The sequence below is a fragment of the Acinetobacter sp. WCHAc060033 genome (genome assembly GCF_004209125.1).
Taxonomy (GTDB): domain Bacteria; phylum Pseudomonadota; class Gammaproteobacteria; order Pseudomonadales; family Moraxellaceae; genus Acinetobacter; species Acinetobacter wuhouensis.
The window spans coordinates 1-15,419 of record NZ_SGSW01000064.1; the positions used below are offsets into that span (position 1 = coordinate 1).

Sequence of the window (15,419 nt, forward strand, 5' to 3'; positions counted from 1 at the left end):
CATTAAAACTAATCTTTTTAGTCATCTCTTTTCACGCGATAAATAATATTATCTTCATCCTAAGCTATTTAATGATGTTTCTTTATTCAAAATTATTTAAACATTATGAGTATTTTATTTATCATAAATTTTAAATTTATTATCTAGAATTAATATATGACTCAACACATAAATATGATTTTAATATTCAATGAAGTTTCAATTAAACCCAGTATTTGATTTGAACGATATGCTGATTAAATGCATTTTTAGAACAGATTGTTCTCAATTCGATACATGATTTCATCAACTATTTAACCTAATCATCGTTATACTTGATTGACATGATCAACGATAAATGAAGGAATAACATCCATGTCAGAACAAGAAAAAATATGCAATCACGAAATCATTTATGCAATTCAACCCATCGAATTTCGACTAGATTTGAAAGATCCTTTCCTTTTTACAGCGCATCATATTGACCATTTCCCTATAGGCAATGAGCAAATGCAACCTGTCACGCCACCAACCGATGATAAACCTTATCGTATGTACTATAGCGAAACAGGAGTACCTGGTTTTCCAGAACATCCGCATACAGGTTTTGAAACCATTACCTTTGTTGAAAGTGGCTATGTTGATCATTTTGATTCTTTAGGCAATAGTGGTCGTTATGGCGCAGGCGATGTGCAATGGCTGAGTACAGGAAATGGTATTGAGCACTGTGAAATGTTCCCACTTTTACATACAGATAAAGAAAATCCTTTTGAATTATTTCAAATTTGGTTCAACTCATCTCCACAAGAAAAAACCGAAGATCCTGCTTATAAAATGATGTGGCGTGAACATATTCCGCATGTCATCGAAACAGATGCACAAGGTGTTAAGGCAGATATTCGTGTGGTATCTGGTGAGTTTAAATCCCAACAAGCTTTAGAACGACCAAAAAACTCTTGGGCACATGCCAAAGAGAATAAAGTGAATATTTTCATGATTCAGCTTGATCCACATGCTGAACTGACAATTCCTGCGACCACAGCGACATCCAACCGCTTTTGCTATTTTTATAATGGACCGACTTTAGAGATTGAAGGTGAAATGATTCCATTTAAACACCTGGTTGAGTTGAAATCAGATGTGGATATTCATCTAAAAAATGGCGCAGAAATTGGACGAATCATGTGGCTGGAAGGTGAACCGATTGGCGCACCTGTCGCAATGCGTGGACCATTCGTACTGAATTCTGATGAAGAACTCAACACAGCATTTGCCCGCTATCGCCAAACACATTTTGGAAAATGGCCTTGGGAATCGACTGCACCAGTGTTTAAAAGAGATCAACCTCGCTTTGCAAGCTATAACAAAGGCGAAGAAGTTGAATACCCTGAAACAGCTTCATAACTAAATAACTGATGTTACTCAGAGAGTACATTATGGGACGCTTCTACATTTTTAATGTATGAGGGCTGATTACCATCAATGATTATTACAAAATTACTAGGGGCTGTGATTTCAAATCAGTGGTGCTATCGCGTTAGGCGACAGGGATGTCGCCGTTGGACATGAGGAGTATACTCCGAAGACAGGAGATCTTGCGAAGCCTCACTTCTCATATCCAACAAAGGATTTTGGTTACTTTGATCCTTCAAAGTGACAAACGCCTGCACAAAGTAATTCAAACTTTGCAAGGCAAATGAGGCTGTGCTAACTCAAGAATATTGTTAAATAGTAAAAATTTTGAGCACTCTCAGTTTTAGACGTAGTTTAAATGCGTAACATCTGTTAATAATCAGTCAGTCGATCAATTCTTTTATTTTGATTGAATCATTAACTTTTCATTTTATGCTCAAGCGTTCTAGAAGCTTTAAAGTCTTTATAGAAATATAAAATTAAACCAAAGATTAAAACCGCAGCACCGAAAAATACCGATACAGTCGGTTTTTCATTATTTAACATTGCTCCTAAAAACATCGCAATCATCGGTGTCATCACTGTGGTCAGTGATAGTGTCGTTGCTTTAATATTTTGTACCAATTTGAAATAGCAGAACATCGCCAATAAAGATGCCATAAACACCGTATACATCAATGCTAACAATGATTTTGTATTGGGAATATGGGTAGGCACATGTTGCCAAATAAAAGGGATAATACAAATTGCAAACAGTGTTGAAACGAGAATAGAACCCGTTGCCTGAGCCATTGGGACAACGTCTGCATTAACTTTTTTCACCCAAAAGATCGACAGTGCATAGGTAAACACACTCATCAACATCAGTGCAATCCCAATCGGATGTACATGCTGACTTGCACCACTACTGGTACAAATAACCGCTAAACCACATACTGCAACGAGCATTCCCAACCATTGAATGCCCAATAATCGTTGACCAAAACCAAAACGACCAATCAAACCCGCCATGATTGGTGCGAGTCCAAACATCAATGCGATCATGCCTGAACTCAAATAACTGGTTGCTGCATAAGTAAATATTTGCGAACCAATAAAACTAAAAGAACCTGCTAAATAACTGTGTAGCGCAATTTTATTGAGGGGAAGCTTTACTTGAAGAATCAGTAAAAGTAAACCTGCAAGCGGTAAGGCAATAAAGAATCGTAAAACCAATGCCCACATCATATGTAAATCAGACACACTCCAGACAATCGCTAAAGGTGTACTCGCCCAGATGAAGACCAATAAAATATAGGTCATCATAAGGTTAGATTTGGTGGGCATAATGTTTCCTAATCAGTCTGTCTAATAGATAGATTGTCAGTGAATCACTGACAACTCAAAGTTTGTGAGATATTCACAAGCTTTGTTTTCCATAATAAATATTGGATATGAAATTAAATTGAAAAACACATTGAAAATTTTTCTAAGATTCAATGCTGCTTTAATTGAGATTGATGCAAAAAATATTCACTGCATGTGAATAAGGTCAGTCGAAACAGCACTGGAATTGATGCGGATTAAACAGCAGTTTTACGCTTTTGCTTTTGAATCGTTTGATCTAAGCTACTTGAAAACTCACGCTTATCACGTTCAGAAATGGGAGGTGGTCCCCCTGTTTGTACACCAGCACCACGTAGTGTATCCATAAAATCACGTAAATGTAAACGTGCTTTGACATTGGCAGTTGTATACACCTCACCCCGCGGATGAATCGCCACACCACCCTTTTCAATTACTTGCGCTGCCAAAGGAATGTCTTGTGTCATGACAATATCATTTTCCTTCATACGGTCGATGATTTCTTTATCCGCTTGATCTGCACCATGCATCACTTGAATCGAGTTGATTCGTACTGAAGGCGTAATTCCGACAGATTGATTGGCAACAAAAGTGACTTCAAGTTGATAACGATCCGATGCTCGAATAATCACATCACGTAGAATTTTAGGTAATGCATCTGCATCGACCCAAAGTTTAAATGGTAGCACTACAGCTCTCGACATAAATCCATAAATTGATTCTAACAAAACCACCTAAGACTGTCTTTTCTATCTCGGATAATTTTTCGGAAATCGACTGAATTAATATCAATGGGTTGTAGAGGAATAGCATTAATTCTAAATAATTAATTCTAAATAATTAATTCTAAATAATCATTTCTAACTTTGCTCAAATTATACAAGTTTGAGTCATATTTATATTTAATCGCAAGTTTTTCTTATGATTTTACATTTCCAGACTTGAAATATGACAATCACCCTCGATTTAATAACATAAGCGAAGCATTGAATATTGCGAATATGAACAATCAAAACAGCCCTGAAACAATTATCATAGAAGATCAAAATTTTGGCAGCCACGTTGAACATTGGAATCTGTTAACAGAAGACCCGACCTTGGAAGTTCCAAAGTGGTTAGGTTTGGCGCTGAATGAACCTGTGATGCCCATGGGTTTATGTTCAAAAGAATGTGATATGGACGAATCAACTTGGTTGATTCAAGGTCCAAATGGTTCTGCAATTCAGCTTTGCCAAGTGATTGATGTTGAAAATAATAAGCCCAAAGCAGTTAAAACTGCATTTCCAAGTTTTGAAAGTCCTTACCAACTGAATGCTTCTATTGACCGTATTATCACTTGTAAAACCAATACTCAAGCTGTGCTCAGTTTAAAAGTGGGTAGCAACAGTGTCGTGTATGCTTTTGATAGCTTATATAGCGTCAATGGCCATCGCTATGATAAAAATCAGCAATATAAAGTACAACTCAATGCTTGGGCATACGAACTTGAAAAAGTTTCTGATCACGAGCAAATCATTGTCGATGATCCTGCATCAATCAAACACCACCGTGCGCTCAACGATATTCTTTCTCAAAATAACGGTGTTGCACCAGAGAATCTGCAAGAACTATTAGATGCTTGGGAGCCAAAGTCTGAAGATGACAAGGCTCCTGTCACTGTTGATTTTTCGAAAATGGTGGCTTACCTCTACGGCGAAACTCTGGGACAAGAAGATGAAGCATGGTTCCAAGGCAAAGTGGTCGGCAAAACTCAAATGAAGTTTATGCAACAAGACTACGCCCTTTACGATGTCACTTTAATTCTTGAAGAAAACCAACCTGCTATTCTGGTTCGTATTGCCACCAAAGATGATGCATATAAAAACTTTGAAATTGGGCAATATATCCGTGGCAATATTTGGATTCAAGCGAATATCTATTCCATCGCATAAATTATTTATCCCAACAATTAAAGCATGCTCAAATCAGCATGCTTTTTTATGCCTAGTGCTTTATTACATACCTTGTAACATTTTTTTATTTTTCAATATTTTTACCTTATTTATTTTGTTTTGAATTCAAAATACCAAGTTATCCACAATTTAAATTTAAAAATAGATAATCATTTTATTTAATTAATTTTTAACTATAGGATTTAAAGTAATTAATTCAGTATATAGAGAACCCCTCAGATTTAAAATCCATCATAATATAAATTCAAAAATGAATTTAAAAACAGCTCGTTATTGGTTATTTTTAAACCAATAAATATCATGTGCTTGGCTGTCTTTTTACTCACCAAAATTTATAGATAAGATCATTTTTCTCAATATTGTCTAAAATAAAACCAACTTATCCACAATCCGCCCATAAAATCACATTTTTAAATTCATAATCAATTTAATTATTCGACACTATTATAAGTTTTGATCGGACAATAATAATATTTAGCGCTTTATTTAACCGACCATCTATGTTAAAAATACGACGAACCAATAGGATTTAACAATAATTTAAAAATCTGGGCTCAGTGATGAAAATTATACCTGAACAATCAATTAGTCTGATTCATGAAAATAGCGGTTTTCGCTTACGCTTGGATAAAGGAGCTTGTTGCTTTTTTGTTCTGGGTATGTTTTTAGCTGCAGTGATTATTCATCTTTTAGGCATATTTCCGACTGCTTAATCTACACATTTGAATAAAAAAATCCCTCAATATATGAGGGATTTTTTTATTCATGAATTATATTTCCCCTCCCCTTTTATCAATATTTTTAAATATTCAAAAAAGGAAGAGGAAATAAAAATCAATTAACCATGACGTTTTGCAAAGTCATCCATGAAGTTAACCAGTGCTTGTACACCTTCTAGTGGTACAGCATTGTAAATACTTGCACGCATACCACCCACTGAACGGTGACCCGCAAGATTCAACAAATGATTTTCTTCTGCTTCTTGCAAGAATAATTTATCTAAAGCTTCATCAGCCAAAGTAAATGGTACATTCATGATTGAACGGTTTTGTACTGTGATCGGGTTATTATAAAAATCGCTAGAATCAATATAACCATAAAGCAACTTAGATTTTTCTAGGTTGGTTTTGTGCATCGCTTCAACACCACCATGCTCAAGTAACCATTCAAAAACTAAACCTGATAAATACCATGCATAAGTTGCAGGCGTATTGACCATAGAATCATTTTTAGCTTGCGAACCATATTTCAATAAGCTTGGAATTTCAGGTTTTGCTTGATCTAATAAGTCATCACGGACAATCACTAAAGTTAAGCCCGCAGGACCAATATTCTTTTGCGCACCTGCATAAATCAAACCGAATTTAGACACATCTAATGGTGCAGATAAAATGCTTGATGAAAAATCAGAAACCAATGGTTTATCTGTTTCAGGGATACCCGCAAATTGAATACCGCCAATCGTTTCATTATCTGCATAATGCACATAAGCTGCATCATTCGATAAGTTCCATTGGCTTTGATCTGTAATTGCTAATTTACCATCAATCTTTGTACCTGCTTCGATGATATGAATATCACCATAGCGTTGCGCTTCTTTAGTCGCTTTTTCTGACCAAATCCCTGTATGGATATAATCCGCTTTCGGGTTTTTACCCAATAAGTTTAATGGGATCGCAGAGAATTGTAGTGAAGCACCGCCTTGTAAGAACAATACTTTGTAGTTCTCAGGAATGTTCATGAGTTTACGTAAGTCTGCTTCTGCTTTTTCAGCAACAGCCACATAATCTTTGCTACGATGGCTCATTTCCATGATGGATAAGCCTTTACCACGCCAATCCAACAACTCAGCTTGAGCTTTTTCTAAAACGGCAGTAGGTAATGCAGCAGGACCAGCACAGAAATTGTACGCGCGCATGAGTTTTCCCTTTTTAAAGTGAAACGAATGAAATAGGCGCATTTAACCACAATTTGCCTGTTCTTGCAGTAGCTTTGTCAGTCAATCTTTCAATGTCTTTAAAGATTTAGAATTGATATTTCAATAAGAAATTTTTAATCCTGCTTATTTTTTGCAATGAAATAGGTGACTGCTTTGTATTTTGGTTTTTGTGTGCAATACATTGCTATACCATTTAATGATTCTGCAATACGACAGCTCGCATGATTTTCAATCGCAACTGGATAAATAAAATGTTCAAAATCAAAATCCGCAGATGCCCAATTTGCAATTGCTGTAACTGCTTCTTTGCCATAGCCTGCACCATGTCGATCTTCTCGAATCCATATTCCCAATTCAGGTGTTTTCGATTGAACATCATGCAAGCCACCCAACCCTAAAAACTCCTCGCTTTCAGCATGGCGAATGACAAATACATACTCACTTCCTTCTGCAATGTGCTGAATCCATCCTTGCCAAATTCCATCATATACTTGGCGATTTTCAGGAGGCTCCCATGACATAAAACGGGTCAATGTAGGAGTAATACAGTGATAACTTTCATCAGCATCGTGCGCAGTAAAAGGTTTTAATGTGATTCGAGATGATTGAATGACTATTTTTTCATAATCCATGTTTAATTCTACTTTGATTTATTCGACTTGTGATGATTTGCAAAATAAACAATTATTGTCCAAATATCATTTTATCTATTCGTTTGAACTTATTTGCAAATAGCTTAACTCACCATCTTTCGAGACAAATAATGGTAAATTTCCTGCAAGTCCATAAATGGATTGATTATTTTTAAGAAACTCTACAGTATTGTAAGAAAACAACCATCCTGTCTCAATATCACCTTTAATACCGTAAATCATGCAGTCCAGACCATTATCTTGTGATATTTTGCTCAACTCTTTATCTACCAATTGTTTTGCTATTTCAAATTCAATCATTCATATCCTCATTAACATGAAAAAATATGCTTTACGATTTACTTTCCACATAACGTTTAAAATTATCCAAAATCGCCTGCCAACCTGCTTGTTGTTGTTCAAGTGGATACTGATTTTCAGGATCAAATGTAATCGTCATCAGCACACCTTCATTTTGTTGTTTGAATAAAATTTCAGCATTCCGTTCACCAAAGGAATAGGCAATTTTTTCATGTGGAATAACCTCTGTATAGATTCCTGCAAAATCAAAACCCATACTGCCATCTTTGGCTTCCATTCGATTTGAAAATTGACCACCGACACGCAAATCATTCTGAGAATTAACTGTGTGCCAATCAGGTGAAGCGGTATTCCATTGTTGAATATCTCGGGGATTGTTATACGTATTCCAAACCACATCGATTGGCGCATAAACCCATGATTGTACTTCGATTCGAGCCATTTTTATTTTCCTTATCTTTTTAACCTAAAACTTCATTTTTAACTTAGCCCTCATTTACTAAGGCATTCGATTATAGTAGTTGAAATGAAGATTATTTTTATGTATTTAACCAATTCAAACAACAAAATAATACAGTTCATTTTTTACATTTAAGTTATTTACTCTACATCTTTCCATGTAAACTAGTTTTAAATTTAGTCAGATGAAAATGATGATGCTGATCAAATCACACCATTTAAAAAAACAAAAAGTATTCTTTTCTGCACTGCAAAAGTCACACTATTCATGTGGCCTCATACTTCTTTGTTTAGCAGCACCACTCAGCCATGCTGAAAATATTAGCTATGCACAAGCCGAGCAATTTTTGCTTGAAAACTCATATACAACTCAGACCAATAATGCGCTAAACCAAGCTTCCAAACTACAAGCTGAAGCTGTTAAAAATATTGGATTACCCCGCGTTGACCTGAATGTGCGTGCTTATAAATTTCATACTGAAACAGATATTCCATTAAACAGTGTAAAAAATAATTTAGAGCAAACACTTGCACAAGGCGTCAGTGAACGTGTTGATCAATGGCAAACTGAGCAAAATATTCCTTCAGACATTACCGATCCATTAAAGCAAGGTTTAACTCAAGGCATCCATAGCGGTATTGGACTCATTCCAGATACGGCGAATGTGGTATTAGAAGATGAAGTGATTCGTCCAACTGTTTCGGTGATGATGCCACTTTATACTGGTGGTCTGACAACGACAACGAAACACATTGCCAATTTAAAAGCCGAACGTAGTCAACTAGATACGAAACAGCAACAAGATATGCAACGCTTTGAAATCATTCAAGCCTATTTCAATGTGCAATTACAACAACAACTTTTACAAGCAAGCCAAACTAATCTGTCGGCAATGCAACACCACTATGACAATGCACTTAAAATTGAGAAGCAAGGTTTTATTAGCAAGGGGCAACGCATGCAGTTTGAAGTTGCACGAAATAATGCCGAACGCACACAGCAAAGTAATTTAGGTAATTTACATAGTGCACAATTTCAACTCAAAAATTTACTCAATAAACAAAATATTGAACAATTGACCACACCACTTTTTGTCAATAAACAGCAGAGCCAATCGTTAAATCAATTGCTGGCTTCTTACCCAGAAACCTCAAATCTTGTACGTAAAATGCAAATGGACACCCAACTTGCTCAGCAAAATGTCAAAATGCAAAATGCGGCAAAAAAACCAACGCTGTTTGCTTTTGGCGAATATAGTTTAGATCAAGATCAGAACTGGATCGTAGGCGTTGCTGCACGTTATAATTTATTTTCAGGCATTGATAAGAATAAAAATGTACAAGCCGCCGAATTACAACGTTATGCGACTGAACTTATGACTGCTCGAACACAACAGGAAATTGAGAATATTATTTATAAATCTTATAGTGAACTCAGCACGGCACAACAATCGAATCAACTCTTACAACAAAATGAACAAGCAGCATTAGAAAACTTACGCATTCAACAATTGTCATTTAAAGAAGACATGGGCACTGCGACACAAGTCATTGATGCACAAAACCAATTAAGTTTGCTCAAAACGGAAAAAGCCATCAATGCTTATAAATATGTGATGTCACTTGCAAGCTTATTACGCAGTCATGGCTCAATAGATCAATTTAAAAATTATGTAAATCAGTCGAATACTGATTATATTCGTTAAGTGGAGCACGACATGAATCAAAATGAAGTTGATCAAAACAACGAAAATCAAGATCAATCGACTCCCGATACAGATCAAACCAATGCAACGCAGAAAGATGCACAGCAAAATAGCGACAATACTGAGCAGTCCAATCCATCATCAGAGCAACCTTCACCTGAATCTTCTTTATCAGAACAACTTCATTCTACAAAAAGCGATCATGTTCAAACTGCGGAACAAACAGCGCAACAACCCACAAAAAAGAAACTAATCATTGCTGTGGCTGCAATTGTACTGATTGCCCTACTCGGCTTCATTGCTTATGGTTTATGGAAAAGTTATCAACCTAAAACTGTCGATGTACAAGGTCGTGTTGAAGCTGAAACTTTACATGTCAGCACCAAAGTCCCGAGCCGCATCGAGGGTATTTTTGTCAGTGATGGACAAAAAATTGAAAAAGGTCAGCTTCTCGTCACATTAAGTAGTCCAGAAATAGATGCAAAGAAACAACAGGCACTTGCCAGCCTTCAATCTGCCCTTGCCTTACAATCCACCGCAGATCGTGGTTCACAACAAGAAAACATTGATAGCTTATACGCCAATTGGCAAAGTTTAAAAGCTCAACAAAATCTTGCAAATACCACCTATCAGCGTGGCGCTAATTTGTATGCCCAAGGGGTCATTTCCCGCCAACGCCGTGACGAAATGCATGCAGCCGCTCAATCTGCAACTCAAATGACAGAAGCTGCGTATCAACAATATGCACGTGCTAAACGCGGTAGCACAAATGAACAAAAATCGACTGCTGATGCACAGGTTGAAATTGCCAAAGCAGCTGTCGCTGAAGCCAATGCCTTAGATGCTGAAACCAAACTCTTTTCTCCTGTTACAGGCACCGTCTCTAAAACCTATGGCAAACCTTCTGAATTGGTTGCTATGGGGGTGCCGATTGTCAGTATTATTCAAGATGAAGAAAAATGGGTGAACTTAAATGTTCGTGAAGACCAATATGCACAGGTCTATCAAAGTAAGACGATTGATGGCTATATTCCTGCACTAAATAAGACCGTTGCATTCGATATTAAAAATATTGAGGCTGAAGGTGAATTTGCCACCATTAAAACCACACGCCAAACAGGTGGCTACGATATTCGTAGTTTTAAAGTCAAACTTACACCAAACCAACCACTTGCTGATTTAAAAGTCGGTATGAGTGTTATTTTTAAATTAAAAGAGAGCCAATAAACATGTGGGCAGGCATGTTAAGGGAACTCCGCTATTTAATTCAGCATAAGTGGGACTTATGCTTAGTCACGCTTGCCCCGCTTTTTGTCATCGTTTTATTTGCGTGTATGTTTTATGAGGGTAAGGCTGAACATTTACCTATTGCAATTATTGATCAAGATCACAGCGAACTTAGCCATAAAATCGAGGAATACTTAAGTCATAACAGTGCAATTTCAATCCATACAATTACAGATAATCCGAATGAAGTTGATCGACTCATTAATCAAACTCAGGTTTGGGGTTATGTACATATTCCCAACGGTGCAGAACAGCGTCTAGTTCAAGCGCAGGATGCACAGATCAGTATTGCATTTAACCAATCTTATTTTAGTATCGGTAATACAATCTCATCTGCCATGTTAATATCTTCTATAGAAGCCATCAGTGACTTTAGTAAAAATACATATTTAGCAAATAAAATACCTTATGTGGAGTTTCCTACAGCCAATGTAAAAATTTCCCCCCTATTCAATCCAAACCTCAGTTATGAACTTTATTTAGAACCGTTTTTAATTCCGGCAATTTTGCATCTACTCTTATGCTGTTGTGTAGCATTCTCAGTGGGTCAAGAACTGAAATATAAAACCACGCATCAATGGGTCAATCAACAATCTGTTTTTAGCGCATTATTGGCTAAAAATTTAGTCTATGTGCTGATTTTCTGCTTTTGGACTTGGCTATGGATGTTTTGGTTGGTTGAAATACGTGGATGGTTTGTAGCAGGTAGCCTCTGGATGATTCTGATAGGACAATTTTTACTGTATTCGGCTTATGCCTTCATCAGCAGTACAGTGGTACTCGCAACACAAAATCTGTCTAAAACCTTTGGCTTTATTGCGGTCTATGGGGGTTCATCTTTAAGTTTTGCAGGTGTTACGCTTCCCCTAAATAATGCACCTATTTTTACAAAGTTTTGGGCAAATATTATCCCTTATACCCCTTATGCTAAATTACAAACAGAACAATGGGTGGTGGGTAGTCCGATCATGATTTCAATGATCCCTCTAGCTATATTAGTCGCTTATTGTGTTTTCTATTACTTCATTGCAAGTGTGCTTCTTAAGAAGAATCTTAAAGGAGCAGAACATGGCGCATAATCATCACGAGCCTTTCTTTAAAGCACTTTTAAGAGGTTATCTGCAAACCTTTAAAAATATATTTAAAAACTCATCTATTTTTACCACGATGGTTTTATCCATTGTGCTCTATAGTTTTTTTTATCCAACCGCTTATAAAGCAGAAACAGCTGAAAATCTGCCGATAATTATTGTCGATGAAGAACAAAGTTTTCTAAGCAACACGATTATCGCTCAAGTTGCCAAAAGCCCTAATGTCAAAATTGCAGAAGTTACTGGTAATTTTGAACATGCCAAACAAATGATTCAGCAGCAAAAAGCAGATGGTATTTTGTTACTGCCTGAAAACTTAAGCAATAGTGTTATGCGTGGTGAAACTGGTGGTATTGGTTTATATCTCAGTAGTGCATATTTTCTAAAAACCAAAGAAATTGGAGTTGGACTTGGTACTGCTATCGAAAATACCATTGCAGAACAGATGCAAAAATTTGGCAAAGTGAGTCATTTTCATCCAGCGATTCCGATTCATCAAATCCCATTGTTTAACACATTATCAGGTTATGGAAGCTATATTTTCCCTGCGATTGCCCCACTCATCATTCACCAAACCATTGTTTTGGGTCTCTGTATGCTGATTGCAGGTTATCGTGAGCAAAAATGGAGTGTAAAAGCCCCTGAATTTTTTGGCATATATTTAGCAGCACTGAGCATAGGTTGTATGGGCTGTTTCTATCTATTTGGTTTTACCTTTTGGCTCAATGATTATCCACGTGGTGGGAACTTTTGGGGCATGCTCTTTGCTGTACCTATCTTTATCAGTTGCGTGATTGCTATGGCAATGGTTTTAGCCAGTTATCTTGATATTTCTGAGCGTGCAGGTCATTTGATCGTGTTTACCTCCATTCCGCTGTTTTTGCTGTCTGGTGCAGCCTGGCCACTCCAAGCCATGCCGACATGGATGCAACATTTTTCTAGTATTTTACCTTCCACACAAGGCATTAATTTATTTATTCAACTTAATCAAATGGGTGTACCAAGCTCTACCATAGTACCTAAATTGATTTATCTGGTTTGCTTAACATTTGTTTTAATGATTCGGGCATATTACAGATTGAGTAATACTTATAAAAAATAAGCATCAATATTCTAACTATTATTCATGTAATTAATTAAACTAAGTAATTCCATTGAATCATTAAATTAAACTGAATTATTTTTAAACAATCAAACACATTTTCGACAAAAATATTAGTAATACTCACAAAAATAGCGTCAAAATAGACCATTTTCGAAATACTCTGAACATTCAGAATCTCCCAAATACAACTCCCACAGTACTTGTCGGGGGATTTTTTGCGTGTTTGTCATAGAGTTTTCCTTTTCGCCAAAATCTGAATTTTAAGGGCTCAGTATGAAGAAAATGAAAATTAGCCTCGCTTGGCAAATTGTTATTGCGCTCTTCTTAGGTATTCTTGTTGGTGCATTCCTGCACAACACTCCCGAACTTCGCGGTGATATTGTTGCGAATTTCTTACAACCATTGGGTAAGATTTTCATCAATCTTATTAAGATGATTGTCGTTCCGCTTGTGCTTTCCATGCTGATTTTAGGAATTGCCAATGCTGGAGATAGTAAAAGTGTCGGTAAACTGGGTTTTAAAACCATTGTTTATTTTGAAGTTATTACCACTGTTGCAATTATTGTCGGCTTAGTCGCTGCCAATGTATTCCAACCTGGTGCTGGCATTGATATGTCTACACTGACTACTTCTGATATTTCACAGTATCAGCAAACCACACAAGAAGTTAGCCAGCAATCCCATGGTTTGGTGAATACTGTTCTTTCACTAATTCCATCAAATATTTTTGCCGCCATGAATGATGGGCACATGTTGCCAATTATTTTCTTTGCTGTGATTTTCGGGATCGGTTTAGGTTCTCTTGCCAAAGAAACCAAACAGCCTTTAATTGACGTGTTAAAAGCTGTTTCTGAAACCATGTTCAAAGTCACTCACATGATCATGATGTTTGCGCCTTTTGGTGTATTCGGTTTGATTGCTGCAACTGTTGCTAACTTTGGTTTCAGCTCTCTGATTCCACTCGTTAAACTCGCTGCACTGGTTTATGGTGCAATCTTATTCTTTATCTTTATCGTATTAGGTTTTGTGGCTAAATTCTGTGGATTCAGTATTTTCACGCTGATCAAAATCTTAAAAGATGAATTAATCCTCGCCTACTCAACTGCAAGCTCTGAAACCGTTTTACCTCGTATGATGGAAAAAATGGAAGCTTATGGTGCACCGAAGTCAATTACTAGTTTTGTAGTACCGATTGGTTATTCGTTTAACTTAGATGGTTCTACACTCTATCAAAGTATTGCAGCGATCTTCATTGCACAGCTTTATGGTATTGACCTTTCTTTGACTCAACAAGTCGTACTTGTATTAACTTTGATGATTACCTCTAAAGGAATCGCAGGTGTACCTGGTGTGTCTTTTGTGGTGTTATTAGCAACTTTAGGCAGTGTGGGTATTCCGCTTGAAGGGCTTGCGTTTATTGCGGGTATTGACCGTATTTTAGATATGGCACGTACTGTGTTGAATGTGATTGGTAATGCACTTGCTGTTCTTGTGATCAGTAAATGGGAAGGCAAGTTCGATAGCGAAAAACAAAAATCTTATAACTTTGATGCAACCCATTAATTTTAAGATTTGAAATAAAAACCACCTTCGGGTGGTTTTTTATTAAAGTACAAAACCTAACTGTATTTTTGCCAATCCAAACAGCAAATCTATGCAAAAAAATAAGCAGTTAAAATAATAAAGATTTGCAAGCTCATAATGGCACAGAACCACATCCAGCCTTTTTGGCGTAACGCGACCCGATCTATACTTTGATAATTGACTGTTTTTATCATTTTAGCACCCTCATTCATTCTTCACTGAATTGCATAGATATGGAGCAAAAAATCTATCCTTATCTAAACAATTTAAATGAAGCAAAAAATAAACCAAGTTTTCAAATGTAACTAATTAATTCTTTGGACTTAACTACATCCTTTATTTAATAGAAGTATTTTATTAATATCTAAGCAGATTACATACTAAACAATGATTACACCATGCCTAAAAAACTTAAAATACATGAACCAATTTCAAACACTGTTGAAAATTTAGCTGATGAAATTATATTTAAATCTGCTACAACTTTTTTAGAAGACTTAACAAAATCAATTCCTGTTGCTTCAATCATCTTAAATTTAACAACTGCTTATTCAAATTATCAAACCAGTAAAAACCAAAAACAGCTCTTATCCTTTATTACTCAGCT

15 protein-coding genes are annotated in these 15,419 nt (G+C 36.3%); 8 read left to right on the plus strand and 7 right to left on the minus strand.

Going from position 1 to position 15,419, the window contains the following annotated elements; all coding sequences use genetic code 11:
* Nucleotides 1-354: 354 nt before the first annotated feature.
* The gene (locus EXE10_RS18635; RefSeq protein ID WP_130114384.1) at nucleotides 355-1,383 is read left to right on the plus strand and encodes a pirin family protein; all 1,029 of its coding nucleotides are present in this window, start codon (nucleotides 355-357) and stop codon (nucleotides 1,381-1,383) included.
* Nucleotides 1,384-1,809: 426 nt separating this feature from the next.
* Here EXE10_RS18635 and EXE10_RS18640 read toward each other — a convergent pair whose 3' ends face one another.
* Together EXE10_RS18640 and EXE10_RS18645 are read right to left on the minus strand one after the other, a co-directional pair.
* A complete protein-coding gene (locus EXE10_RS18640) occupies nucleotides 1,810-2,718 on the minus strand; it encodes a DMT family transporter (RefSeq protein WP_130114385.1) in 909 nt (302 codons plus the stop codon).
* A gap of 236 nt (nucleotides 2,719-2,954) precedes the next feature.
* A complete protein-coding gene (locus EXE10_RS18645) occupies nucleotides 2,955-3,440 on the minus strand; it encodes a YaiI/YqxD family protein (RefSeq protein WP_086322720.1) in 486 nt (161 codons plus the stop codon).
* 297 nt (nucleotides 3,441-3,737) lie between these two features.
* Between EXE10_RS18645 and EXE10_RS18650 the strand changes: the two genes are divergently transcribed.
* Nucleotides 3,738-4,667, plus strand: coding sequence for a hypothetical protein (locus EXE10_RS18650; protein WP_087553945.1), 930 nt, complete (start codon nucleotides 3,738-3,740; stop codon nucleotides 4,665-4,667).
* A gap of 859 nt (nucleotides 4,668-5,526) precedes the next feature.
* On the opposite strand, the gene serC is transcribed toward EXE10_RS18650, so the two are convergent.
* The 4 genes from serC to EXE10_RS18670 all read right to left on the minus strand — a co-directional run bounded on the left by serC (nucleotide 5,527) and on the right by EXE10_RS18670 (nucleotide 8,022).
* Nucleotides 5,527-6,606 carry a 3-phosphoserine/phosphohydroxythreonine transaminase gene (gene serC, locus EXE10_RS18655; RefSeq protein ID WP_130114386.1) on the minus strand — a complete coding sequence of 360 codons (1,080 nt, stop codon included), beginning with the start codon at nucleotides 6,604-6,606 and terminating at the stop codon, nucleotides 5,527-5,529.
* 134 nt (nucleotides 6,607-6,740) lie between these two features.
* Nucleotides 6,741-7,259 (minus strand): GNAT family N-acetyltransferase, encoded by a 519-nt coding sequence (locus EXE10_RS18660; RefSeq protein WP_130114387.1) that lies wholly within the window; start codon nucleotides 7,257-7,259, stop codon nucleotides 6,741-6,743.
* 75 nt (nucleotides 7,260-7,334) lie between these two features.
* Nucleotides 7,335-7,580, minus strand: a complete 246-nt coding sequence (locus EXE10_RS18665; protein WP_130114388.1) for a YrhB domain-containing protein — start codon at nucleotides 7,578-7,580, stop codon at nucleotides 7,335-7,337.
* 31 nt (nucleotides 7,581-7,611) lie between these two features.
* Nucleotides 7,612-8,022, minus strand: coding sequence for an SRPBCC domain-containing protein (locus tag EXE10_RS18670; protein WP_130114389.1), 411 nt, complete (start codon nucleotides 8,020-8,022; stop codon nucleotides 7,612-7,614).
* A gap of 202 nt (nucleotides 8,023-8,224) precedes the next feature.
* On the opposite strand from EXE10_RS18670, the gene EXE10_RS18675 reads away from it, so the two are divergent.
* The 5 genes from EXE10_RS18675 to gltP all read left to right on the plus strand — a co-directional run bounded on the left by EXE10_RS18675 (nucleotide 8,225) and on the right by gltP (nucleotide 14,791).
* The gene (locus EXE10_RS18675) at nucleotides 8,225-9,745 is read left to right on the plus strand and encodes a TolC family protein (RefSeq protein ID WP_416346111.1); all 1,521 of its coding nucleotides are present in this window, start codon (nucleotides 8,225-8,227) and stop codon (nucleotides 9,743-9,745) included.
* Between the two features lie 12 nt (nucleotides 9,746-9,757).
* The gene (locus EXE10_RS18680; protein ID WP_130114391.1) at nucleotides 9,758-10,972 is read left to right on the plus strand and encodes an HlyD family secretion protein; all 1,215 of its coding nucleotides are present in this window, start codon (nucleotides 9,758-9,760) and stop codon (nucleotides 10,970-10,972) included.
* Nucleotides 10,973-10,974: 2 nt separating this feature from the next.
* Nucleotides 10,975-12,111 (plus strand): ABC transporter permease, encoded by a 1,137-nt coding sequence (locus tag EXE10_RS18685; protein WP_130114392.1) that lies wholly within the window; start codon nucleotides 10,975-10,977, stop codon nucleotides 12,109-12,111.
* The gene (locus EXE10_RS18690) at nucleotides 12,101-13,225 is read left to right on the plus strand and encodes an ABC transporter permease (protein ID WP_130114393.1); all 1,125 of its coding nucleotides are present in this window, start codon (nucleotides 12,101-12,103) and stop codon (nucleotides 13,223-13,225) included. Before EXE10_RS18685 ends, EXE10_RS18690 begins: the two co-directional genes overlap by 11 nt.
* Nucleotides 13,226-13,501: 276 nt before the next feature.
* Entirely contained in the window at nucleotides 13,502-14,791 is a 1,290-nt protein-coding gene (gene gltP, locus EXE10_RS18695) for a glutamate/aspartate:proton symporter GltP (RefSeq protein ID WP_130114394.1), read from the plus strand.
* Between the two features lie 89 nt (nucleotides 14,792-14,880).
* On the opposite strand, the gene EXE10_RS22080 is transcribed toward gltP, so the two are convergent.
* A complete protein-coding gene (locus EXE10_RS22080; protein ID WP_264757111.1) occupies nucleotides 14,881-15,006 on the minus strand; it encodes a KGW motif small protein in 126 nt (41 codons plus the stop codon).
* Between the two features lie 204 nt (nucleotides 15,007-15,210).
* Here EXE10_RS22080 and EXE10_RS18700 point away from each other — a divergent pair.
* Nucleotides 15,211-15,419, plus strand: a 209-nt coding sequence (locus EXE10_RS18700; RefSeq protein ID WP_130114395.1) for a hypothetical protein, incomplete at its 3' end; no start/stop codon positions are given.

Coding starts and splice junctions, on each gene's coding strand:
- EXE10_RS18635 (WP_130114384.1), top strand. CDS start 355: ATGTCAGAACAAGAAAAAATATGCAATCACGAAATCATTTATGCAATT.
- EXE10_RS18640 (WP_130114385.1), bottom strand. CDS start 2,718: ATGCCCACCAAATCTAACCTTATGATGACCTATATTTTATTGGTCTTC.
- EXE10_RS18645 (WP_086322720.1), bottom strand. CDS start 3,440: ATGTCGAGAGCTGTAGTGCTACCATTTAAACTTTGGGTCGATGCAGAT.
- EXE10_RS18650 (WP_087553945.1), top strand. CDS start 3,738: ATGAACAATCAAAACAGCCCTGAAACAATTATCATAGAAGATCAAAAT.
- serC (WP_130114386.1), bottom strand. CDS start 6,606: ATGCGCGCGTACAATTTCTGTGCTGGTCCTGCTGCATTACCTACTGCC.
- EXE10_RS18660 (WP_130114387.1), bottom strand. CDS start 7,259: ATGGATTATGAAAAAATAGTCATTCAATCATCTCGAATCACATTAAAA.
- EXE10_RS18665 (WP_130114388.1), bottom strand. CDS start 7,580: ATGATTGAATTTGAAATAGCAAAACAATTGGTAGATAAAGAGTTGAGC.
- EXE10_RS18670 (WP_130114389.1), bottom strand. CDS start 8,022: ATGGCTCGAATCGAAGTACAATCATGGGTTTATGCGCCAATCGATGTG.
- EXE10_RS18675 (WP_416346111.1), top strand. CDS start 8,225: ATGAAAATGATGATGCTGATCAAATCACACCATTTAAAAAAACAAAAA.
- EXE10_RS18680 (WP_130114391.1), top strand. CDS start 9,758: ATGAATCAAAATGAAGTTGATCAAAACAACGAAAATCAAGATCAATCG.
- EXE10_RS18685 (WP_130114392.1), top strand. CDS start 10,975: ATGTGGGCAGGCATGTTAAGGGAACTCCGCTATTTAATTCAGCATAAG.
- EXE10_RS18690 (WP_130114393.1), top strand. CDS start 12,101: ATGGCGCATAATCATCACGAGCCTTTCTTTAAAGCACTTTTAAGAGGT.
- gltP (WP_130114394.1), top strand. CDS start 13,502: ATGAAGAAAATGAAAATTAGCCTCGCTTGGCAAATTGTTATTGCGCTC.
- EXE10_RS22080 (WP_264757111.1), bottom strand. CDS start 15,006: ATGATAAAAACAGTCAATTATCAAAGTATAGATCGGGTCGCGTTACGC.